Annotated in this window: 16 protein-coding genes; 13 read left to right on the top strand and 3 right to left on the bottom strand. The window is 51.0% G+C overall.

Features of this window, described 5'->3' with window-relative positions:
- Positions 1-28: 28 nt before the first annotated feature.
- Positions 29-1024, bottom strand: a complete 996-nt coding sequence (yumC, locus tag NSQ37_RS00590; RefSeq protein WP_003151984.1) for a ferredoxin--NADP reductase 2 — start codon at positions 1022-1024, stop codon at positions 29-31.
- 311 nt (positions 1025-1335) lie between these two features.
- On the opposite strand from yumC, the gene NSQ37_RS00585 reads away from it, so the two are divergent.
- The 4 genes from NSQ37_RS00585 to NSQ37_RS00570 all read left to right on the top strand — a co-directional run bounded on the left by NSQ37_RS00585 (position 1336) and on the right by NSQ37_RS00570 (position 3986).
- On the top strand, positions 1336-2556 hold the full coding sequence (locus NSQ37_RS00585; protein ID WP_012118337.1) for an NAD(P)/FAD-dependent oxidoreductase: 1221 nt from the start codon (positions 1336-1338) through the stop codon (positions 2554-2556).
- 173 nt (positions 2557-2729) lie between these two features.
- Positions 2730-2855: a YuiA family protein gene (locus tag NSQ37_RS00580; RefSeq protein ID WP_142302797.1), complete on the top strand. Its 126-nt coding sequence runs from the start codon at positions 2730-2732 to the stop codon at positions 2853-2855.
- Between the two features lie 68 nt (positions 2856-2923).
- Positions 2924-3244 carry a YuiB family protein gene (locus NSQ37_RS00575; protein WP_003151989.1) on the top strand — a complete coding sequence of 107 codons (321 nt, stop codon included), beginning with the start codon at positions 2924-2926 and terminating at the stop codon, positions 3242-3244.
- A 100-nt stretch (positions 3245-3344) separates the two neighbouring features.
- Positions 3345-3986, top strand: a complete 642-nt coding sequence (locus NSQ37_RS00570) for a 3D domain-containing protein (RefSeq protein WP_341123047.1) — start codon at positions 3345-3347, stop codon at positions 3984-3986.
- Between the two features lie 29 nt (positions 3987-4015).
- On the opposite strand, the gene NSQ37_RS00565 is transcribed toward NSQ37_RS00570, so the two are convergent.
- Positions 4016-4492, bottom strand: coding sequence for a divergent PAP2 family protein (locus tag NSQ37_RS00565; RefSeq protein ID WP_025285204.1), 477 nt, complete (start codon positions 4490-4492; stop codon positions 4016-4018).
- A 147-nt stretch (positions 4493-4639) separates the two neighbouring features.
- On the opposite strand from NSQ37_RS00565, the gene NSQ37_RS00560 reads away from it, so the two are divergent.
- A complete protein-coding gene (locus NSQ37_RS00560) occupies positions 4640-6130 on the top strand; it encodes a leucyl aminopeptidase (protein ID WP_007613484.1) in 1491 nt (496 codons plus the stop codon).
- A 132-nt stretch (positions 6131-6262) separates the two neighbouring features.
- Positions 6263-7591: a Na+/H+ antiporter NhaC family protein gene (locus NSQ37_RS00555; RefSeq protein WP_025285203.1), complete on the top strand. Its 1329-nt coding sequence runs from the start codon at positions 6263-6265 to the stop codon at positions 7589-7591.
- Between the two features lie 45 nt (positions 7592-7636).
- On the opposite strand, the gene NSQ37_RS00550 is transcribed toward NSQ37_RS00555, so the two are convergent.
- Positions 7637-8230: a biotin transporter BioY gene (locus NSQ37_RS00550; RefSeq protein WP_341123046.1), complete on the bottom strand. Its 594-nt coding sequence runs from the start codon at positions 8228-8230 to the stop codon at positions 7637-7639.
- A 99-nt stretch (positions 8231-8329) separates the two neighbouring features.
- On the opposite strand from NSQ37_RS00550, the gene NSQ37_RS00545 reads away from it, so the two are divergent.
- The 7 genes from NSQ37_RS00545 (at position 8330) to NSQ37_RS00515 (ending at position 21842) form a co-directional block, all read left to right on the top strand.
- Complete coding sequence (locus NSQ37_RS00545; RefSeq protein WP_020956283.1) at positions 8330-8926, top strand: sulfite oxidase-like oxidoreductase; 597 nt, start codon at positions 8330-8332, stop codon at positions 8924-8926.
- 175 nt (positions 8927-9101) lie between these two features.
- A complete protein-coding gene (locus tag NSQ37_RS00540) occupies positions 9102-9971 on the top strand; it encodes an alpha/beta hydrolase (RefSeq protein WP_012118332.1) in 870 nt (289 codons plus the stop codon).
- A gap of 135 nt (positions 9972-10106) precedes the next feature.
- The gene (locus tag NSQ37_RS00535; RefSeq protein WP_015240494.1) at positions 10107-10892 is read left to right on the top strand and encodes a 2,3-dihydro-2,3-dihydroxybenzoate dehydrogenase; all 786 of its coding nucleotides are present in this window, start codon (positions 10107-10109) and stop codon (positions 10890-10892) included.
- A 23-nt stretch (positions 10893-10915) separates the two neighbouring features.
- Entirely contained in the window at positions 10916-12112 is a 1197-nt protein-coding gene (gene dhbC / locus NSQ37_RS00530) for an isochorismate synthase DhbC (RefSeq protein ID WP_032867158.1), read from the top strand.
- An 18-nt stretch (positions 12113-12130) separates the two neighbouring features.
- A complete protein-coding gene (locus NSQ37_RS00525; RefSeq protein WP_032867162.1) occupies positions 12131-13756 on the top strand; it encodes a (2,3-dihydroxybenzoyl)adenylate synthase in 1626 nt (541 codons plus the stop codon).
- A gap of 17 nt (positions 13757-13773) precedes the next feature.
- Positions 13774-14700: an isochorismatase gene (locus NSQ37_RS00520; protein ID WP_032867164.1), complete on the top strand. Its 927-nt coding sequence runs from the start codon at positions 13774-13776 to the stop codon at positions 14698-14700.
- Positions 14701-14714: 14 nt separating this feature from the next.
- Positions 14715-21842 carry an amino acid adenylation domain-containing protein gene (locus NSQ37_RS00515; protein WP_341123044.1) on the top strand — a complete coding sequence of 2376 codons (7128 nt, stop codon included), beginning with the start codon at positions 14715-14717 and terminating at the stop codon, positions 21840-21842.
- The last annotated feature ends 7 nt before the right edge of the window (positions 21843-21849 follow it).

Raw genomic sequence — 21849 nt, 5'->3', positions numbered from 1 at the left:
GCCGGTATGACACAGACTCTTTTTTATATTATTTTTCAAACATGCTTGTAGAATGCAGAGGCTGGACGCGCGCTTTCGGGTCCATGTAAGCCTTCGCGTTGTTCACGGCTGTCGGAGCTTCGCCGAAACCGCTGGCGATCAGCTTGACTTTGCCTTCATATGTGCAGATATCTCCGGCGGCAAAGAAGCCTTCAATATTCGTTTCCATCGTGCTTTTGACGACGATGGAATTTTTCTCGATGTCAAGGCCCCAGTTTTTAATCGGGCCGAGAGAAGAAACAAAGCCGTAGTTTACGATCAGGTCATCAATTTCGATGATTTCTTTACGGTCGCCTTTCACTTCTTCGAGAACGAGCTGTTCGATCCGATCTTCACCGACAAGTTCAGCGGGAACAAACGGTGTCAGCACGTTGACTTTAGAATTATGCAGGTTTTCGACACTGTGCTCATGCGCGCGGAATTTATCACGGCGGTGGATGATGCTGACTTCTTTCGCGATCGGCTCAAGCATGAGCGCCCAGTCAACCGCGGAATCGCCACCGCCCAGAACGGCAACGCGTCTGCCTGCGAATTGATTGAGGTCGTCTATGAAGTAGTGAAGGTTTTTGCCCTCATATTGTTCCGCTGATTCCAGCTCAAGCTTTCTCGGCTTAAATGCGCCGTTTCCCGCGGTGATAATAACCGTTTTTGAATAATGCGTTTCTGAATTCGTGACAAGCTTAAACACACCGTCCGCCTGTTTTTCAACAGATTCAACGGCCTGCTCTAAGCAGATGGTCTGATCAAACTTTGCCATTTGCTCTTTTAAATTGTTCACAAGTTCTTGGGCGCGGATTTTCGGGAATCCGGCTACATCATAAATATATTTTTCAGGGTACAGCGCGCTGAGCTGGCCGCCAAGCTGAGGCAGGCTCTCGATGATTTTGACGCTCGCCTGTCTCATTCCCCCGTAAAAAGCGGTAAACAGGCCGACCGGGCCGCCGCCGATGACCGTAATATCATAAACCTTTGAATCCTCTTGCATACCAAATTGCCTCCTAATTGAAAATTGTTATTAATTATAACATACAATTTAAAAGGATGACGAGTGCCGAAAACTGCCCGGCCGCTTCATTCTTGAAAAAAATTGCGGCCGCCGCTAATATGGGGACAAATTCCAATCTGTTTTTTCCTGAATGTTTTCTGATTCTTCCGGATAGTATGGTGATATGCAGACATGTGCGGTTTTCTAAAAAATTTTATATTTCATTTCATAAAATCCCGCCAATAAGCTGAAGCTAATACAAATGTTGATTTGATTATGCGTCTAACAGCAAAAAAAAGAAGGTGGATGTGATGGCATTGAATAAACCCAAAATCGTGGTTTTAGGTGCAGGTTATGGTGGATTAATGACAGTAACAAGGCTTCCGAAGCATATCGGGGCAAATGACGCTGACATTACTTTGGTCAATAAACACAATTATCATTATGAAACGACATGGATGCATGAAGCGAGTGCAGGAACGCTGCATCATGATCGCTGCAGATATCAAATAAAAGATGTAATCAATGAATCACGGGTCAAATTTGTGCAGGATACCGTAAAAGCAATAGATGTGCAAAATAAAAAGGTGACGCTTTCACAAGGGGACATCCCTTATGATTATCTTGTCATCGGGCTTGGCGCCGTCCCTGAAACATTTGGGATTAAAGGCTTAAAAGAATTCGCTTTTCCGATCGCGAATATTAATACGTCGCGCCAGCTGAAAGACCATATTGAGCTCCAATTTGCGACATACAATACGGAGGCCGAAAAACGCCCTGACCGCTTAACCATCGTTGTCGGCGGAGCGGGCTTTACGGGAATTGAATTTCTCGGTGAGCTTGCGAACCGCAAGCCGGAGTTATGCAGATATTATGATATAGATGAAAGTCTCGTCCGGATCGTCTGTGTCGAGGCCGCCCCGACGGTTTTGCCGGGATTTGATCCGGAGCTTGTCGATTACGCCGTTCAATACCTTGAGAGCAAAGGCGTTGAATTTAAAATCGGCACCGCGGTTCAAGAATGCCGCGCAGACGGTGTCACAGTCGGCAAGAAAGATGAAGAGCCGGAAGAAATCAAATCCCAGACCGTTGTCTGGGCGGCGGGCGTGCGCGGACATCCGATCGTGGAGGAAGCGGGTTTTGAAAATATGCGCGGCCGTGTCAAGGTCAACCCTGATCTTCGGGCGCCGGGACATGATGACGTTTTTATACTCGGCGACAGCTCGCTCTTTATCAATGAAGAGACGGAACGGCCGTACCCGCCGACTGCTCAGATCGCGATGCAGCAAGGAGAAACGGTCGCCAAAAATCTGGGCGGTTTGATTAAAGGAGGCCAGCTTGAAGAGTTCAAGCCTGACATTAAAGGAACCGTCGCCTCCCTCGGTGAGCATAACGCTGTCGGAGTCGTATACGGCAGGAAGCTCAAAGGCACGCCGGCGTCCTTTATGAAAAAGGTCATTGACAACCGCTCGCTCTTTATGATCGGCGGGCTGGGCCTGACGCTGAAAAAAGGGAAGTTTAAATTCTTCTGAAAACCCGCGGCCGCGGGTTTTCTCTTCTTTTAAAAAAGAGCGCTATCAAAAGAATGTAAAAGAAAAAAATAAATGTTCTCGCTTACATGAGTTATTTTGTTACATATTCTGACTTGGTGCTTGACAAGTAAATATGATATATTATCAGAAAATTAAGAAAAAGGGTGATCCGCATGAAAACGACAGCACAAAGCACGGCGGCGTGTCCGTTCTGCTCAGGTAAAGGGTATTTTCAATTGCTTCTTGGCGGCTCCGAAACATGTCCCTCCTGCCAGGGAAGCGGCAAAGAGAGACGCTGATTTTTCCAGACGTTGACTTTTTTACCGCCCCCGAGGTACACTGAAAGTGCTGTAGGGGGTGGATGTTTGTGATTAGTTTGCCGGTTGTCCTGATCTCAATTGTACTATTTTTTGTACTGTTTTTCGGCATAGGCTTTCTGTTGAACATGCTGCTTAGAATGTCGTGGATTATGGCTGTTGTCTATCCGATTGTATGCCTTTTCATTATAAGCAATAAAAAGATGATCAGTTACGTGCAGGCGCCGGGGGAATCCTTTCAAAGCCTGTTTCAGCGCATCATGTCATTAGCGGTTGCGGATGTCGTGATTTTGGCGGGCGGACTGGCGGGAGCCATCATGTCAGGCATTGCCATAAAGGCGCTCAGAAAAAGAGGATATCAAATGTTTTAAGCCGCTTTCTTATTCGAGAAAGCTTTTTTTGTGCCGCGGCGCTTTTTGTATAGCACCCCACCGAGTTGGGAACAATGACTCGGAGGAGAGTGATTTCAGATTGACGATAATCAGACGCGTATTCATGATCGTGCTCTTTTTGGGCGCATGCCATGCGACATACTTTTCCATAACCGGTGTTGAAGCAAAGGATCTGACAAATTGGATGACGGAACATCGCGGCGCCGTTTTGAAAAACATGGGCACTCCGTTTCAATCCTTACAGAATCAGCCGGAAAAGAAGGCATCAGGCAGGATAAAACCGCTGGAAGAAGCTTTTGACTGGGAACGCTATCCGTCACAAAAGGTGACGGCCACCGGTTATACCGCCGGAGCGGAATCTACCGGAAAATCTCCCGGGCATCCGCAGTACGGAATTACATATTCAGGCGTGAAGGTCAAACGCGATTTATATTCAACTGTTGCGGCCGATCCGTCTGTTTTCCCGATCGGGACGATTCTGTTTATACCGAATTACGGATACGGGGTTGTCGCCGATACCGGCTCAAAAATTAAAGGAAGCCGCCTTGACCTCTACTTTGACACCGTCAAGGACGTCTATAACAATTGGGGCAAAAAAACACTTGATGTCTACATGATTAAAAAAGGGAACGGCACAGTGACCGAGGACGAACTTGTAAAGCTGAACGAAACCAAGTCGATGCAAGTGTTCAGAAATCAATACAAAACGGTAAAAGAATAAAAACGCTTCAGCATCCGCTGAAGCGTTTTTTACATAAAGAAATAATCTAAAATCAATGTCAGCACAATACCGGTGACGCCGCCGAAGAAGACTTCAATCGGCTGATGGCCGAGCAGTTCTTTCAGTTTCTTCTGTTTTTCCTTCTCTTCCGCTTTCTGAAAGTCCTTCGCTTCGCTGACAAACCGATTAAAGTCGATGACCAGTCTATTAATGACCGTCGCCTGTTCACCCGCATGCCGCCTGACACCTGTAGCGTCGAACATCGTAATGACGGCGAAAATCGCGGCGACTGCAAACAGGGGCGAATCCAGTCCCTGTTCCAAAGCGACTCCGGTTGACAGCGCGGTGACGGCGGCGGAATGGGAGCTCGGCATGCCGCCGGTGCTCGTCACAAGAGACCAGTCAAGTTTTTTTGATACGATAAATTGAATAGGCACTTTTACAACTTGGGCAAAAATAATGGCGGCAAAACTCGCCAGTAAAGGAAAATTCATAAGTACATCCATATGCAACATCCTTTCTGTATCTGCTGATTCCGATCGTATCGAAAAACTGCAGAAAACGCCCTTAGTTTGGTAAAATAAAATCAATGAAAAATGTTTTTTCATTATACCACTTTACATAACAAATACCCACATAAGGAGTGTGTACTCATGTTTTATGCATCTGATCAACTGCGGCATCCCGAAACACTGGTCATCGGTCTTTTTCAAAAAAGCACGCTGAACGGATTTACGAAGGAATTGGATGATAAATTGGACGGTCATCTGACCCAGCTGTTAAAGGATGGTGATGTGTCCGCCAAACGCAATCGTGTATCAAAAGTATACCCTCCGGCTGCGACCGGTATGAAACGTATTTATTTTATCGGCCTGGGAAGAGAAGCGGATTATTCGTTTGAAGATACGAAAGAATGCTTTGCACGAGTATTTCAGCAGATTCATCAAGATAAAAAACAGGAAGTATCCGTTTTGCTCGATACATTCGTCTCCGGGGAAGTGCCTGCCGCCGATGCCGCTCATGCGCTTTCAGAAAGCTGTCTGCTTGCGGTTTACGAAGTGCAGGATTATAAACATAAATCAAATGAGCCGGATCAGGAACTGAAATCAGTCTGCGCCGTGACCGAAGAAGACCTGAGGGAAGTGCAGGCCGGCCTGAACGTCGGAGCGGCATACGGCCAAGGGACGAATTCAGCCCGCACGCTTGTGAATATGCCGGGTAATATGCTGACGGCCACTGATTTGGCGTCATATGCCGCTGAGCTGGCGGCAAAATACGATTTCGAGTGTGAAATTTTGGAAAAAGATGAAATGGAAGAGCTCGGCATGGGCGGGCTGCTTGCTGTTAACAAGGGCTCATCCGAACCGCCGAAAATGATCGTTCTGAAGTATCAGGGCAAAGATCAGTGGGAAGACGTCATCGGCCTGGTCGGTAAAGGAATTACCTTTGATACGGGCGGATATTCAATTAAGCCGAAAACCGGCATCGTCGGCATGAAAAGCGATATGGGAGGGGCCGCCTCGGTATTGGGCGCGATGGAAATTATCGGCGAACTGCGGCCTGAACAAAACGTGCTCGCCGTCATACCGTCTACGGACAACATGATTTCGTCCGATGCGATGAAGCCGGATGATGTCATCGTTTCGCTCAGCGGAAAAACCATTGAGATTCTGAACACCGATGCGGAAGGGCGTCTCGTGCTTGCCGACGGCATCACATACGCCAAGCAGCACGGAGCCTCTGTCCTCGTAGACGTCGCAACGTTAACGGGCGGTGTCATTGTCGCCTTAGGGAACGAAATGACGGGCGCCATGACCAATCATGCCGCGTTTTATGAACAGGTGGCGGAATCGGCGAAAGAATCCGGCGAGCCGATCTGGCAGCTTCCGATTACAGAAAAGGATAAAAAACGGGTGAGAAACAGTCAGATGGCTGATTTGAACAATTCTCCGGGAAGAGAAGGCCACGCGATTATGGCGGGGGCATTCATTGGTGAATTCGCGGAAAACACGCCGTGGGTTCATCTCGATATTGCGGGAACCGCAACGGCGAATAAAGCGACATGCTTCGGCCCTGCCGGCGCAACAGGCGTCATGGCAAGGACGTTGGCTGTTTTGACTGAGCGCTTTACGCCCGAAAGATAACAGCATCCCGCTGCCTTGATGCAGCGGGTTTTTTGATTTCCAAAATCTTTAGTTGACTAAAGCGCAGAATATATGGTAACTTTAATTATCTACTACATTAGCAAACTAAAGGATTTTTGGAGGGACTCATCAATGAATGCTGTTGTTGTCGCAGTATTGCTTATGCTCGTCTTAAGCCTGCTGCGTGTCAATATTATTATAGCTTTAATGATCGGCGCGCTTGCCGGCGGGCTGACCGGCGGCTTAGGCCTCGGAGAGACGGTGAAGGCTTTTACGGACGGTCTCGGCGGAAATGCCACCGTCGCGGTCAGCTACGCGCTGCTCGGAGCATTTGCCGCGGCGCTGACAAAGACGGGGCTTCCCGATGCAATGGTGGAAGCGTCTGTCAAACTAATCGGAAAAAAGGAAGATTCGCGGAAAAAAGCACTGTCAAAAGTGTTAATCGTACTGATTATTTTAATCATATCCTGTTTCTCGCAAAACGTGGTGCCCGTTCACATTGCGTTTATTCCTGTATTGATTCCGCCGCTTTTAAAAATATTTAACGAACTTGAAATAGACCGCAGACTGATCGCGTGTGTGATGACATTCGGACTGACTGCGCCTTATATCGTTCTGCCTGTCGGATTCGGACAGATTTTCCAGGGGATGCTGAGAGATAATATGGCGTCAGCCGGTTTAAAGGTGCCGCTCAGTGATATCCCGTATGCTTTAATCATTCCGACGGCCGGGATGGTAGTCGGTTTAATTTTAGCCGTCATCGTCTTCCGGAAACCGAAGAAATATGAGACGAAGGAGATTGCCGGACTATCGTCTTCTCCTTATACGAAAAAAAGCATTGCCATCGCCTTGATCTCCATTGCCGTGTCGCTTGCCGTTCAGCTCTATCTGTCACAAGTGCTCGGAGTGGAAGGTATGATCATGGGTGCGCTTGCCGGCTTGTTTACGCTGTTTATCAGCGGAGTCATGAAGCGCAATGAAGCGGATAAGCTGATCACGGACGGCATGATTCTGATGGCTTTTATCGGGTTTGTCATGCTTGTTGCGGCCGGTTTTTCAAATGTATTGAATAAAACGGGTGATGTGGCTTCCTTGGTCAAAGCATCAACAGGCTTTATCGGCCACAGCCAATCATTAGGCGCGCTCCTGATGCTGGTGGTCGGTTTATTAATCACGATGGGAATCGGATCATCATTTGCAACCGTACCCGTCATTACGACCATATTTGTCCCGCTGTGCGCTCAGCTCGGATTCAGTCCGATGGCGACGATTGCCGTAATCGGAGCGGCCGCCGCGGTCGGTGATGCGGGTTCTCCTGCAAGTGACAGTACGCTCGGGCCGACGTCAGGCCTCAGCGCCGACGGACAGCACCACCACATTTGGGATACGTGCGTACCGACATTTATTTTCTATAACATCCCGCTTGTGATATTCGGCTGGATTGCCGCGCTTGTTCTGTAAAAAAAGGCTCCCGGGAAGGGGAGCCTTTTTTATGATGAGAACATCTTACGCCGGATTTCTGCTGAACCCCGTCGCTTTATGAATAGACCTGTAAACGGCAGGCGCGATAGATGCCAATAACAGTGCTAAAATGATATCTTTTATGAAAAACCATATCATGTAAAACCAGGCCATTCCGTAGCTGATCGGAGCATAGAGCCATAATTTCAGCGCAATATACGTATAGGTCGTGCCAATGATATAAATGACGGCGGTACCGATCAAAGAGGCCCATGCATAATGCAGGCGGCCGGGTTTTTTTGTTTTTTCCAGCAGCCATCCGGCTGCAAATGCCGCCGGGATATAAGCGAGAATAAATCCGCCGCTCTTTCCGATAAACGGCGCAAAGCCTGCTGAGAATTGAGCGAAAACAGGCGCCCCCGCGAGTCCGGCCAATGCGTATACCGTCATTGCAATGGCTGCCCGTCTGGCGCCGAGAAGCATCGCGGCTAACAGACAAAAGAAAGGCTGCAGCGATAACGGAATTCCCGCAACTTGCAAAAAAGGAGCCATTGATGTAATGTTGGCGCCGACGGCCATCAGTGCGGCAAACATGCCGATAAGCGCCATATCGCCCGCGCGAAGGTTGCGTTGTTTCATTTGTTTTTCCCCCTTACACTTGTACCAGATTAGCGTAATCGAAGGGTGATTGATTGTCAACAAAGATTTAATACAGGTTTACTAAATGGAGGGAGCCATATGTTTTTCGGGAAAACGAAACAAACAAAACAGTCGGAACGGATTCCGCCAAACCAAAATGTCACAACGAAGTTTCCCGTGCTTCACGCCGGAAATGTTCCTTATTATGAAGATATGTCAAAATGGAATCTGCAAGTGTACGGACTTGTTGACCGTCCTATGCTGTTAAGCTTTGAAGATATCAAAGCCTTTCCTGAAGCCGAAGTGAAAAATGATATTCATTGCGTTACGGGCTGGTCCCGTCTTGATAATATCTGGCAGGGAATACGCGCCAAAGACATCGCTGAGAAAGCGGGCGTGCACAAAGAAGCAGGATTCGTCATTCTGCACGCTGAAGAGGGCTGGACGGCCAACCTGCCGCTTTCTGATTTTGCGCGGGAAACATCCCTGCTGGCATATGCGCATAACGGCGAGCCGTTAACGCCAGAGCACGGCTATCCGCTCAGAGGCGTTTTCCCCCATCTTTATTTTTGGAAAAGCGCAAAATGGCTGCGCGGCATTCAGTTCACAAAGGAAAACCACCCCGGCTTTTGGGAGAAAAACGGCTACCATATGAGGGGAGATCCATGGAAGAATGAGCGCTTTACATGGGATTAAGCCCCTATCACTATATAGTTCTTAGGTACCTTATTGAAATAAGGTGCTTTTTTTATATCAAAAATCCATTGACTTTGTTTGGCAAAAAACCTATTATTTGAGGTGTCTTTTGATATTGAAAATCATTATCAATAAGCATAGATAAAGCAATTGCCGCAAAGGGGATGAACACATAATGGACGGAAAACAAATAAAGCGGGGTTTCGCGCCGGCCGGCCGATACGCGGTTCCGGGCACAGAAGTAAGAGAAATGCGCTCAAAAGGAGGCCGTACGTATCGTATCTTTGTCTCTTTTCCTCAGGAAGAACCGCCTGCATCCGGCTTCCCCGTCATATACCTGCTCGATGCGAATTCCGTATTCGGCACAATGGCCGAAGCTTTGCGGGTGCAAAGCCGACGGCCTGAAAAAACAGGCGTTGTTCCGGCGGTGATTGTCGGAATCGGCTACCCGACAGATCAGCCGTTTTCCGCCGAACGTCACAGTGATTTTACGATGCCGCTTTCTGAATCAGAACTGCCGGTGCACCCGCGCGGCGCGGCATGGCCCGAACAGGGAGGGGCGGAAGCGTTTCTGAGTTTTATAGAAGAAGAAGTAAAGCCCGCGATGGAGCGGGATTATCCGATCGACAGAGGCAGGCAGACGATTTTCGGCCATTCGCTGGGCGGTCTTTTTGTGCTGCAAGTGCTTTTGACGAGGCCGGACATGTTCCAGACCTATGTTGCCGGGAGTCCGTCAATTCACTGGAACAAGCGTTTTATTCAGGAAAAAGCGGAGCGTTTGTCAGACCGGCTCTCTGCGGAAAATCTTCAAGTCAGCGTATTGCTGGCTGCGGGAGAAATTGAAAAAACACATAAAAGCAGAATCCCGCAGCACGCAGAGGCGCTGTACTCTTTATTATCCGGATTTGAAGATGATGGAGTCCGTGCTGAATACAGCGAGTTTGAAGGAGAGGGCCATATTTCTGTCCTGCCCGTTTTAATCAGCAGGGCCCTGCGTTTCTGCCTGAATCCGGGAGGACCGCATACCCCGTATTCTCCCGCATGAGAAAAAACAGGCCCTTCGAACTAAATGCGGCTGATTCTAATTTTCTAATTGACTGCGTGTTTTGATTTGGATATGATTGTCTTGAATCATAGTTGATAATGATAATCATTATCAATATAGAAGGGGAATGATAATATGGACGCATTGGGAATGAAAGGGAAAACGGCCGTTGTCACCGGCGCCGCTCAAGGCATCGGAGAAGCAACAGCGCTTGCCCTTGCTGAACAAGGCGTAAATGTGGCAGCTATAGATACAAATGAAGACCTGCTTCTCGGGCTTACTGACAGACTTCGGCAAAAAGGCGTGCAGGCGCAGGGGTTTGCCGCAGATGTATCTGACAGTGCGGCTGTCGATGATATCATCGCCGCCGTTGAACGCGACATGGGGCCTATTGAAATATTGGCGAACGTTGCGGGCGTGCTGCGGCCGGGTCCGGTGCAATCCCTCAGTGATGAAGATTGGGATCAAACATTTTCAGTTAATTCGACCGGCGTATTTCATGTGTCGCGGGCTGTAAGCCGGTACATGATTGAGCGGAAAAAGGGCGCCATCGTTACGGTCGGTTCGAATGCAGCCGGCGTTCCGCGTGCTTCCATGGCGGCTTATGCGGCGTCAAAAGCGGCTGCCGTCATGTTTACGAAATGCCTCGGACTGGAGCTTGCGGCCCATCATATCCGCTGCAACATCGTATCTCCGGGTTCAACGGAAACCGACATGCAGCGGGCGCTGTGGCAGGACGAGAACGGAGCCCGGGACGTCATCAGAGGTTCGCTTGATACATATAAAACGGGAATTCCGCTTCAAAAGCTGGCGAAGCCTTCTGATATTGCAAATGCCGTTTTGTTTCTGGCTTCTGAACAGGCAAACCATATTACGATGCATGATTTATGCGTTGATGGCGGCGCTACTTTAGGCGTTTGATGTAACGAGAAGGAGGGACAAACATGACAAATCAACATTTATTGGCGGAAGTGTCTGCAAAAGAGGTGCTGGACGCTTACAAGCCCGGGGCGTTCTTTTTAGCTTCCCCGAAAAGTACGATGCTTGCGGAAGGAATGTTTGCGGAAGTGCCTGATACAGACGCGGAAAATCAGCTGGATTCACTGCCTGAACGCGTGAGACAGACGCTTCTTGAGGCAAAGCAAGCCGGCATCAAACATCCGATTGCGGCCGGCGCCATTCCTTTTGACGGCAGAAAAGCTTCCCGGCTTTTTGTACCGAAGAATGTCCATACGGCAGGCCCGCTTTCGTTTGCGGAATCTTCCGCAGAAAAGCCGCAATCCAATACATATGACATCCGTCCCGTTCCGGAGCCTGAGGGCTTTATGAGCGGTGTGGAACAAGGCGTATTCAGCATTACGGACGGTCCGCTCAGCAAAATCGTGCTGTCAAGGACGCTTCATCTGACCGCTGAAAAGGATATCGACATTCCACAGGCCGTCAAGCATTTGGCGCAGCACAACCCGCGCGGCTATACATTCGCTGCGGATGTGACGGGAACGTCAGAAACAAGAAAAACGCTTTTCGGCGCAAGTCCTGAACTGCTGCTGTCCAAAAACGGGACATCGATTCTGTCCAATCCGCTGGCAGGCTCCAGACCTCGCAGCACAGATCCCGCCGAGGATCAGAGAAGAGCGGAAGAACTGCTGCAATCAGCAAAAGATCTGCATGAACATGCCGTAGTCGTGGCCGCCGTGGCTGCCGCCCTTAAACCGTTCTGCCGTGTGCTTGATGTGCCGGAAAAACCGTCACTCATTAAAACTGAGGCGATGTGGCACCTGTCCACCGAGGTAAAGGGAGAGCTGCGTGATCCGTCAACGACATCACTTGAGCTGGCCATCGCCCTGCATCCGACGCCCGCGGTATGCGGAACACCGACAAATGCGGCGAGAGAAGCGATTCAGGATATTGAGCCGTTTGACCGCAATTTCTACACGGGAATGGCGGGCTGGTGTGATGGTGAGGGTGACGGAGAATGGATTATCGCACTCCGCTGCGCCGAAGCGGAAACAAGGTCTCTCCGGCTCTTTGCGGGTGCCGGGATTGTCGCCGGATCAAAGCCGCAGGATGAACTGGACGAGACCTCGGCCAAATTCCGCACCATGCTCCGGGCGATGGGGCTTTACCAAGATGAGTTGTAAAAAAGGAGGGAACGGATCGTGCTGACTGGATTTACGCCATGGCCGGAAGAATGGGCTGACAAATACCGAAAAGGCGGCTGCTGGAAGGGTGAGACGTTCGGAGGAATGCTGAAAGAGCGCGCGGCTTTATACGGAAATCAAACTGCCGTGACGTGTAAAGATGTACATTGGACCTACAAAGAATTAGATGAAAGGGCAGATCGTTTAGCGGCGGGGCTGCATAAGCTCGGAATTCAAAAGGAAGACCGCGTTGTCGTTCAGCTGCCGAATATCGCTGAGTTTTTTGAAGTGATTTTCGCGCTGTTCCGGCTCGGAGCGCTGCCCGTTTTCGCGCTGCCTTCTCATAGAAGCAGTGAGATTACGTATTTCTGTGAGTTTGCAGAGGCGAAAGCATACATCATTCCTGATATGCATTCAGGTTTTGATTACAGGGCGCTTGCCAGACAGGTGAAAGACAAACTTCCGGATTTGGCGCATGTCATTGTGGCCGGCGAAGCTGAAGAGTTTCAGGAACTGAGCAGCCTGCATAGAGAGCCTGTTCAGCTGGAAGATGTAAGCCCGGCGGAAGTCGCCTTTTTACAGCTTTCAGGAGGCAGTACGGGGCTGTCCAAGCTGATTCCGCGAACACACGACGATTACATATACAGTTTGCGCATCAGTGCGGAAATATGCGGCTTGGATCATCACAGCGTTTATTTGGCCGCTCTGCCGACAGCGCATAATTATCCGCTCAGCTCGCCAGGTGTGCTGGGAACTTTATATGCCGGAGGCCGGGTTGTTCTGTCACCGACGCCGAGCCCGGATGACTGCTTCCCGTTAATTGAAAAAGAACGTGTCACGATTACAGCGCTCGTCCCGCCGCTTGCGATGGTGTGGATGGACGCATCCGGTTCGCGAAGTGATGATTTATCAAGCCTTCAAGTGCTGCAGGTGGGAGGCGCCAAATTCAGCGCTGAGGCGGCCCGCCGCGTAAAGAGCGCTTTCGGATGCACCCTTCAGCAGGTTTTCGGAATGGCGGAAGGATTGGTGAATTATACGAGACTGGATGATCCTGAAGAGATCATTGTCAATACGCAAGGCAGACCGATGTCCCCTTTTGATGAGGTAAGGGTTTTAGACGATGACGGGCGGGATGTCGCCCCCGGTGAAGCGGGACATTTGTTTACACGCGGCCCTTACACGATTCGCGGATATTATAAAGCGCCTGAACATAATGAAAGATCATTCACAGCCGACGGATTTTATCAGACCGGCGATATCGTCAAACTGACGGCGGACGGCTATATCATCGTCGAAGGACGTGCGAAAGATCAAATCAACCGGGGCGGTGAAAAAATAGCCGCTGAGGAGGTGGAAAATCACCTTCTTGCGCATCCTGCCGTTCATGATGCGGCCATGGTTTCAATGCCGGACGATTTTCTCGGGGAGCGATCCTGTGTGTTCGTCATCCCGAAAGGAGAAGCGCCGAAACCGGGAGAGCTGAAAGCATTTTTGCGTGAGCGCGGACTGGCGGCATATAAAATCCCCGACCGGATTGAATTTATCGCTTCTTTCCCGAAAACCGGCGTCGGCAAGGTCAGTAAAAAGGATCTTCGCGAAACGATCGCCCAAAAAGTAAAGCCGGCTGAAATCAAACAATCTTAAAAAAGGAAGTGTTTACATTGGCTATACCGTCTATTCCCGCATATGCGCTGCCGACAGCGTCAGATATGCCTGAAAATAAAGTATCGTGGACGCTGAATCCGAAACGCGCGGTGCTTCTGATCCATGACATGCAGAATTATTTCGTCGATGCTTTTGCGAAAGGTGAAGCTCCGATCACAGAGGCGTCTCAGAATATCAAAAAAATAAAAGAGCAATGCAAAGCACTTGGCATTCCGGTGGTGTATACCGCACAGCCGGGCAGCCAAGACCCGGCGGACCGTGCACTGCTGACGGATTTTTGGGGGCCGGGGCTAAAAAGCGGGCCTTATGAAGAAAAGGTCATTCCGGAGCTTGCCCCGGATGATCAGGACATTGTCCTCACAAAGTGGAGATACAGCGCGTTTAAACGGACAAATCTCCTTGAGATCATGCGTGAAAGCGGCAGAGACCAGCTCATGATTACGGGAATTTATGCACACATCGGCTGTCTCGTCACAGCCTGTGAAGCATTTATGGATGATATCCAAAGCTTCTTTATCGGAGACGCCGTTGCTGATTTTTCTTCAGAAAAACATAAGATGGCCATCGAATATGCGTCTCAGCGCTGCGCTTACACAGCTTTGACAAACGAAGTGCTGGAGCTGCTGGGCGGCGCACCGGTTTCTGAAGGAGAAAAGAAGGCTTCCGCCGTATTGACAAAAGACCGGGTGCGGGAACAAATTGCGGCGATTCTTCAAGAATCACCGTCTGATATTCCGGATCATGAAGACCTGCTGGACAGAGGTCTTGACTCCGTCAGAATCATGAGCCTTGTCGAACAATGGCGCCGTGACGGAGCTGAAGTGACGTTTGTGGAACTGGCGGAGAACCCGACGCTGGAAGAGTGGTGGAGACTTCTTTCTTCCCGATCTCAAAAAGTCTTGCCGAACGCAGATTATTTATAAAGGGAGAGAATAGAATGCATGATACACGACAGCTGCCTCTGACAGGCGCACAGGCCGGTATCTGGTTTGCGCAGCAGCTTGATCCTGATAATCCGATTTACAATACAGGCGAGTACGTTGAGATAAACGGCGCGATCGATGTGAACATATTTAAAACCGCTCTCGAACGCGTGCTGACGGAAGCCGCGTCATTACACGCCCGCTTCGAGGAGGGAGCAGACGGGCCGAAGCAGATCATCAATCCTCCATTTGAAGCTGCGATCGATGTCATAGATGTGAGTTCAGAAGCTGATCCGAAGCAGGCCGCACTCAGACTCATGCAGACAGATTTGGCTGAGCCCGTTGATATGGCGGCCGGGCCTTTGTTCCGCGACATTTTATTTCAGGCGGGACCGGAACGCTTTTTCTGGTATCAGCGCATTCACCACATAGCGATAGACGGCTACGGTTTTTCACTGCTGGCACGGCGTACGGCGCAAATGTACACCGCAATACGGGAAGGACGTCCGGATAACGGGCGCTCCTTCGGTTCTTTGGAGGATCTGGTAAAAGAAGATCAAGAGTACCGCGCGTCTGATCAATTCCTGAAAGATCGGGAATTTTGGATGGAGAAATTTGCGGATGAACCTGATGTCGTCAGTTTGGCAGAAAGAGCGCCGAGAACGTCAACAAGCTTTCACAGGAGCACGGCTTATCTTTCTAAAACGGCTTTACAGCATGTAAAAGCGATTCCGAACTGGCATGAAGCCGTCACGGCCGCAGCGGCGGTATATGTCCATCGGATGACAAACGCAGGGGATATCGTGCTCGGTTTGCCGATGATGGGACGGATCGGCTCGATTTCACTGAATATTCCGAGTATAGTCGTGAATCTTCTACCTTTGCGGCTTTCTCTCCGCGCGGATATGAATTTTCATGAGGCCGTCAGCCAAGTGGCAAAAGAAATCCGAAACATCCGGCGCCATCAGAAATACCGCCATGAAGACATGCGCCGCGACCTTAAATTGCTCGGAGAAAATCGCAGGCTGTTCGGCCCGCAAGTCAATGTGATGCCGTTTGACTACGCGCTTGATTTCGCCGGAGCGCCAGGCACCGTCCATAACTTATCAGCAGGGCCCGTTGATGACTTGTCAATTAACGTTTACGACAGAGCGGACGGAAGCGGAATGCGTGTGGACTTTGATGCGAATCCGGAAGTGTACAGCGCCGAAGATATTGAAAATCATCAAAAACGATTCCTGCTTCTGTTGGAATCCGCTGTGAAAGACCAGACACAAAAAATCGGCACACTCAACCTTCTGCTTGAAAGTGAACGTCGCCGCGTACTGGAAAGCTGGAATGACACGCGCAAGGCCGAGAAGCAGAAAAGTCTGCCGGAGCTGTTTTACGAACAGGCCGTAAAAACACCGGACCGGCCGGCAATCATCACCGAAAACGAAGAGCTCAGCTATGCCGAATTGAACAAGCGCGCGAACCAGCTTGCCGGCATGCTAAAGGAAAAGGGGCTCGGACCGGAACAATTTGCCGCTTTGCTGCTTCCGCGGTCACAGGAGTTGGCCGTGAGCATGCTGGCCGTTTTGAAAACGGGAGCCGCATACCTGCCGCTTGATCCTGATTTTCCTTCTGAGCGGATCACATACATGCTCAAAGATGCACAGCCTGCATGCCTGATTACAACGATGGAATTATCCGGCCGCATGCCGGAAGACAGTGATGCAAAAAGGATCATTCTCGATGACCCGGATACGGTAAAAACCGTTGCCGCTCAAAATGCTGACTGTCCCGCTCAGGCGGAATGTTCGTCTTTGCACCCCGCTTATATCATTTATACATCGGGCTCAACGGGCAAACCGAAAGGCGTAGTCGTCACATTAAAAAGCGTAAGCAATTTCCTCTTATCCATGCGGGAAATGTTTACGATCGGCGAACAAGACCGCCTGCTTGCCGTTACGACTGCGGCGTTTGATATTTCCGGACTTGAGCTCTTCCTTCCGCTCATCAGCGGGGCGGGGTGCGTCATCGCACGTAAAGAGACGATTCAGGAACCGCGGGCGCTTGCGCACATGATTCACTCATACGGTATTTCAATCATGCAGGCAACGCCGACATTGTGGCATTCATTAGTCACCAATGAACCGGATTCTCTCCGGGCGCTGCAGGTGCTTGTCGGAGGTGAGGCGCTTCCGAACGCGCTTATGCATGCTCTGCTTGAATCAGGCTGTACGGTGACGAATCTGTACGGGCCGACTGAAACAACAATCTGGTCGGCCGCACAGCCGCTTGCAAAAGACCATACAGGGGCGCCTCCGATCGGAAAGCCGATTTGGAACACGCGGGTATATGTGCTGGACGCCGCATTGCAGCCCGTCCCGCCGGGAATCGCGGGCGAGCTTTATATAGCGGGCGAGGGGCTTGCCAGAGGTTATTATAACCGTCCTGATTTAACAGCTGAAAGATTCATTGCCGATCCGTACGGGTCCGCGGGCGCGAGGATGTACCGGACGGGAGATCTCGTGCGCTGGCGTGAGGACGGCTCGCTTGATTATATCAGCAGAGCCGATCACCAAATTAAAATCCGCGGGTTCCGGATAGAATTAGGAGAAATTGAGTCAGTGCTGTCGAAATATCCGGGTATTTCGCAGGCCGCCGTCATTGTCCGTGAAGACCAGCCCGGAGATAAGCGGCTGGCGGCTTACGCTGTCGCGGATCAGCCCCTTGATATCGGCAGACTTCGTGAATATATGGGCGAAAGCCTGCCGGATTATATGGTGCCGGGCGCGTTTGTACAGCTGGAAGAATTGCCGCTGACACCGAATAAGAAGCTCGATCGCAGCGCTCTGCCTGCACCTGATTTTTCCGCTGTCCTGTCTGACAGAGGGCCGCGGACGCCGCAGGAAGAAATATTATGCGATCTGTTTGCCGAGGTTCTCGGTCTCGCGCGGGTCGGAATTGATGACGGGTTCTTTGAATTGGGCGGACATTCGCTCTTAGCCGGACGCCTGATGAGCCGGGTCCGGGAGACGATGGGCGCAGAGCTTGGCATCGGCCGTCTGTTTGATACGCCGACCGTTGCCGGGCTCGCCGCACAGCTTGACACCGCAAAGAGTGCGCGGCCTAAGCTCAAGCCGTTTGACCGGCCGGAGCACATCCCGCTGTCATTTGCGCAGCTGCGTCTATGGTTTCTCTACTGTCTTGAAGGGCCAAGCCCGACTTACAACATTCCGGTGATTGTCCGCATGTCAGGCAAGCTTGACCAATCAGCGCTGAAACACGCCTTTTACGATGTTGTCAGCCGTCATGAAAGCCTGCGCACCGTTTTTCCGGAAAATAAGGGATCATCTCATCAGCTCATTTTATCTGCTGAAGAAGCCCGCCCTGTGTTTACAGTGACACGTGCAGACAAAAACGAGCTCCAAGACATGCTTGCCGCTGCGGCACGATATCGGTTTGATCTCGCTAAAGAGCCGGCCGTCCGGGCTGAGCTGTTTGATCATGGTGACGGCGAGTATACGCTGATGGTTCTCCTGCATCACATCGCAGGTGACGGCTGGTCCTTGAATCCGCTCATGCGTGACTTATCCATAGCCTATATCGCCCGGCAAACAGGTGAAAAAGCAGAATGGGCGCCGCTGGCGGTTCAATATGCGGATTATGCGCTTTGGCAGCAGCAGCTTTTAGGCAGCGCGTCTGATTCTGAGAGCTTAATTGCGCGCCAGCTTGATTTCTGGAAGAAAACGCTTGAAAATGTACCGGATCAGCTGGAGCTGCCGTCTGATTTTCCGCGTCCCGCTGAATCAAGCTACAGGGGCGGCGTCATTCCGGTCAACATCGGCCAAGAGCTTCATGCCCGTCTTCTCTCACTTGCCAGAAATCAGCGCGTAAGCCTGTTTATGGTGCTTCAATCAGGGCTTTCCGCGTTACTGACCCGGCTCGGTGCAGGGACCGATATTCCGATCGGCAGTCCGATAGCCGGCCGCAGTGATGACGCATTAGGAGACCTTGTGGGTATGTTCATTAATACACTCGTACTGAGAACCGATACCTCTGGCGATCCGAGCTTTTGTGAGCTTCTTGAAAGGGTCAGGGAAATGAATCTCGCAGCATATGAACATCAGGACGTGCCGTTTGAACGTCTCGTGGAAGAATTGAATCCGGTTCGTTCCCGGTCAAGACATCCGCTGTTCCAAGTGATGCTCGCATTCCAAAATACGCCTGACCCTGTACTCAGTCTTCCTGAGATGGAAACAAGCCTGCAAATCAGCAGTGTCGGATCGTCCAAATTTGATTTGACGCTGGAATTGGCTGAACAGCGCCATGACGACGGCACGCCTGCCGGTATTGAAGGCCTGCTGGAGTTCAGTACGGACTTATTTAGAAAAGAAACGGCTGAAGCACTTGCCGGACGCCTGCTTCTTCTGCTCGAAGATGCCGCATCACATCCGGATAAACCGATCGGAAGCTTAACCATTCTTTCTGATGAAGAGCGCCGGAAGCTTTTGCCGGTTAAACGTGCAAAACAGCATATTCAGCCTCGGCAGACACTGCCTGAACTGTTTGAAATACAGGCCGCCGCAAAATCGGTTGAAACGGCGGCAGTTTTTGAAGAGAGCGGACTCACTTATAAAGAGCTGAATGAAAGAGCCAATCAGCTCGCGCACATGATGATTGCCCGCGGCGTCGGCCCGGAGCAGTTTGTCGCACTGGCGCTGCCGCGTTCTTTAGATATGATTGTCGGGCTGTTAGCCGTCCTGAAGACGGGGGCAGCGTATCTGCCGCTTGATCCTGATTATCCCGCGGACCGCATTGCTTTTATGTTACATGATGCCAAGCCTGTATTTATGCTCACCAACCGTGAAGGCGCAAGTAAGCTCTCTATCGAAAGCGGCATGCCGGCCTTCATCTTGGATGACCCGCAGAATAAAGAAACACTTGAGCGATATGCCGTCAAGAACCCTGCGGACGCTGACCGGATTCGGCCGCTGTCGCCGCTTCACCCGGCCTACGTCATTTACACGTCGGGATCAACAGGTGTGCCGAAAGGTGTCATCATTCCGCACAGCAATGTTATCCGGCTGTTTGAGTCGACGCGGCATTGGTATCACTTTCATTCTGATGATGTATGGACGATGTTTCACTCCTACGCTTTCGATTTCTCTGTCTGGGAAATGTGGGGGCCGTTGCTTCACGGCGGACGTCTCGTCGTCGTGCCGCATGACATCAGCAGATCGCCGGAAGCGTTTTTACATCTCCTCGTGAAAGAGCGGGTAACCGTGCTTAACCAAACGCCGTCAGCGTTTTACCAGCTGATGCATGCGGAAAAAGAACACAAAGAGCTGGGGCGTCAGCTCGCACTCAGATATATCATCTTCGGCGGCGAGGCGCTTGAGCTGAGCCGGCTTGAGGATTGGTACAGCCGCCACGCAGACAATCAGCCGGTGCTCGTGAATATGTACGGCATTACGGAAACGACGGTGCACGTCAGTTACCTTGAATTAGACAAAAACATTGCCGAGCTGAGAGCAAACAGCCTCATCGGCTGCGGCATTCCTGATCTGAACGTATATGTGCTTGATGACCGGCTGGAGCCTGTGCCCCCGGGCATCACGGGCGAAATGTATGTGGCCGGAGGAGGCGTGGCACGCGGCTACTTAGGGCGGCAAAGCCTGACCGCCGAACGCTTTGTGGCTGATCCGTACGGCCTGCCGGGAACGAGAATGTACCGGACGGGGGATTTAGCCCGTCTGCGGACGGACGGTTCTCTTGATTATATGGGCAGGGCGGACCACCAGATTAAAATCCGCGGCTTCCGGATTGAATTGGGAGAAATCGAAGCGGTTCTCGTCAAACATCCGGATGTTGAGGATGCCGCCGTAGTCGTCCGTGAAGACCGGCCGGGAGATAAACGGCTGGCCGCCTACCTTGTCCGATCTGCCGGCAGCACCTTGGACACGGGGGACATGCGTCGGTTTGCCGAAGAAAGCCTGCCGGATTACATGATTCCGTCAGCTTTTGTCCAAATGAATGAACTGCCGCTGACACCGAATGGAAAGCTTGACCGAAAAGCGCTCCCTGCGCCTGACTTCCAAACGGAGGTCACCGGCCGGGGACCGAGAACGCCGCAGGAAGAAATGCTGTGTGAGCTGTTCGCAGAGGTGCTTCATCTGCCGCGTGTCGGTATTGATGACAGATTCTTTGATTTAGGCGGCCATTCTTTGCTTGCGGTTCATTTAATGAGCCGTATTCGGGAAGCGATGGGAGCCGAGCTCAGTATCGGAACACTATTTGAAGCTCCTACGGTGGCAAGTCTTGCTGAAAGACTTGAGTCAGGAACGGGCGCAAGCGCGCTTGATGTTCTTCTTCCGCTCAGAACGGCAGGAGAAGAAACACCGTTGTTCTGTGTCCATCCGGCCGGCGGTCTCAGCTGGTGTTATGCCGGGCTGATGTCTTCTTTAGAGGCTGATTTTCCGATATACGGCTTACAGGCGAGAGGCATCGGAAAAAAAGAATCGCTTCCGCAAAGCCTAGATGACATGGCGGCGGATTATATTGAAAAAATCCGCACCGTGCAGCCGAAAGGGCCGTACCGTCTGCTTGGCTGGTCTCTCGGAGGGAATGTCATTCAGGCCATGGCGACACAATTACAGAGCCGGGGTGAAGAGGTTTCGCTATTGGTGATGCTTGACGCGTATCCGAATCATTTTCTGCCGATAAAAAATGCGCCTGATGACGAGGAAGCCGTCCTCGCGCTGCTTGCCCTGGGAGGGTACGACCCGGACAGCCTCGGGGATCAGCCGCTTGATTTTGACACCGCGCTGACCATTCTCCGCCGTGAGGGAAGCGCATTAGCCAGCCTGGACGAGTCAGTGATGATGAATCTGAAAGACACGTACATTAATTCTGTCGGGCTGTTAGGAACATACAAGCCGAAGCCGTTCCACGGAGATGTGCTGTTCTTCAGATCAACGATTATTCCGGAGTGGTTTGACCCGATTGAGCCGGATACTTGGAAACCGTATATTACGGGGAAAATTGAGCGGTATGACTTAGACTGCCGCCATAAAGATATGTGCCAGCCGGGCCCGCTTGCCGACATCGGCGCGATTCTGGCAGAGAAATTAAACGGACGGCGTACAGTCCGGTAAAGAAAGG

This window comes from Bacillus sp. FSL P4-0334 (genome assembly GCF_038004825.1).
Classification (GTDB): domain Bacteria; phylum Bacillota; class Bacilli; order Bacillales; family Bacillaceae; genus Bacillus; species Bacillus velezensis.
Note: the sequence above shows the minus strand (reverse complement) of the source record. Positions and strands in the feature narration are given on the sequence as shown.

Coding starts and splice junctions, on each gene's coding strand:
- yumC (WP_003151984.1), bottom strand. CDS start 1,024: ATGCAAGAGGATTCAAAGGTTTATGATATTACGGTCATCGGCGGCGGC.
- NSQ37_RS00585 (WP_012118337.1), top strand. CDS start 1,336: ATGGCATTGAATAAACCCAAAATCGTGGTTTTAGGTGCAGGTTATGGT.
- NSQ37_RS00580 (WP_142302797.1), top strand. CDS start 2,730: ATGAAAACGACAGCACAAAGCACGGCGGCGTGTCCGTTCTGCTCAGGT.
- NSQ37_RS00565 (WP_025285204.1), bottom strand. CDS start 4,492: ATGGATGTACTTATGAATTTTCCTTTACTGGCGAGTTTTGCCGCCATT.
- NSQ37_RS00560 (WP_007613484.1), top strand. CDS start 4,640: ATGTTTTATGCATCTGATCAACTGCGGCATCCCGAAACACTGGTCATC.
- NSQ37_RS00555 (WP_025285203.1), top strand. CDS start 6,263: ATGAATGCTGTTGTTGTCGCAGTATTGCTTATGCTCGTCTTAAGCCTG.
- NSQ37_RS00550 (WP_341123046.1), bottom strand. CDS start 8,230: ATGAAACAACGCAACCTTCGCGCGGGCGATATGGCGCTTATCGGCATG.
- NSQ37_RS00545 (WP_020956283.1), top strand. CDS start 8,330: ATGTTTTTCGGGAAAACGAAACAAACAAAACAGTCGGAACGGATTCCG.
- NSQ37_RS00540 (WP_012118332.1), top strand. CDS start 9,102: ATGGACGGAAAACAAATAAAGCGGGGTTTCGCGCCGGCCGGCCGATAC.
- NSQ37_RS00535 (WP_015240494.1), top strand. CDS start 10,107: ATGGACGCATTGGGAATGAAAGGGAAAACGGCCGTTGTCACCGGCGCC.
- dhbC (WP_032867158.1), top strand. CDS start 10,916: ATGACAAATCAACATTTATTGGCGGAAGTGTCTGCAAAAGAGGTGCTG.
- NSQ37_RS00515 (WP_341123044.1), top strand. CDS start 14,715: ATGCATGATACACGACAGCTGCCTCTGACAGGCGCACAGGCCGGTATC.